Raw genomic sequence first — 986 nt, 5'->3', positions numbered from 1 at the left:
TGTACCCGGTCAGCACGTTGGTGACGCCCGGTTAGGGAGAAGGCCTCCACGATTGGTGGTGTCTAACGTCACCGAAGTGGAGGCCTTCTCTTGGTCCACCGTAATGCGCGGCTTACCGTCACGGGCCGCTTGATTCTCGTGCGCCGGATCCTTGCCGGCCGTCCTGTCTCGCACGTCGCGAAAGAGATGGGCGTCTCCCGCCAGTGCGCTCACCGTTGGGCCGCCCGCTACCGCGATCTCGGTGAGGCAGGGCTGTCTGACCGGTCGTCGCGTCCTGTCTCGACTCCGACGGCAACTCCCATGGTGACATTCGCTGCCGTCGTCGAGTTGCGCACGCGTGAGCGGCTCGGACGCGACGACATCGCCCGTCGTTGCGGGGTCAGCCCGCGCACCGCCTCACGGCTGATCGCGAAGGCAGGACTGCCGGCGCTGCATGAACTGGATCCGATCACGGGGATCGCGTTGCGCGCGTCGCGTCGCACCCAGGTCCGCTACGAACGCGACGCCCCGGGCGATCTGATCCACATCGATGTCAAGAAGCTCGGCCGTATCCCCGACGGCGGCGGCTGGCGCGTTGAAGGACCCGACACGATCGACCATCACGGCAGGCGGGACCGCAAGGTCAAGCTCGGCTTCGACTACGTCCACGTCGCCGTCGACGACCACTCCCGCCTCGCGTTCGCCCAGATCCTGCCGGACGAGAAAGGCCCCACCTGCGCCGCGTTCCTCACCGCCGCAGCCGACTTCTTCACTCGTCACGGCATCCAGATCCGTGAGGTGATGACCGACAACGCGAAGAACTACACCGTCTCGGCCGCGTTCCAAAGCCAACTCGCAGCACTCGACGCGAAGCACATCACCACAAAGCCGCACTGCCCCTGGCAGAACGGCAAGGCCGAGCGCTTCAACCGCACCATGCAGGAATACTGGGCCTACCGCGCGCCTTACGCCTCCAACCAGCACCGCGCCGACGCGCTCGCCCCCTG

At 66.5% G+C, this 986-nt stretch carries 1 protein-coding gene; it reads left to right on the top strand.

Going from position 1 to position 986, the window contains the following annotated elements; translation table 11 throughout:
• Positions 1 to 90 precede the first annotated feature (90 nt).
• On the top strand, positions 91 to 986 hold an 896-nt coding region (locus tag K5S26_RS18500), incomplete at its 3' end, for an IS481 family transposase (protein WP_246604255.1).

It is taken from the genome of Microbacterium marinilacus (genome assembly GCF_019753765.1).
GTDB lineage: Bacteria > Actinomycetota > Actinomycetes > Actinomycetales > Microbacteriaceae > Microbacterium > Microbacterium marinilacus.
Note: the sequence above shows the minus strand (reverse complement) of the source record. Positions and strands in the feature narration are given on the sequence as shown.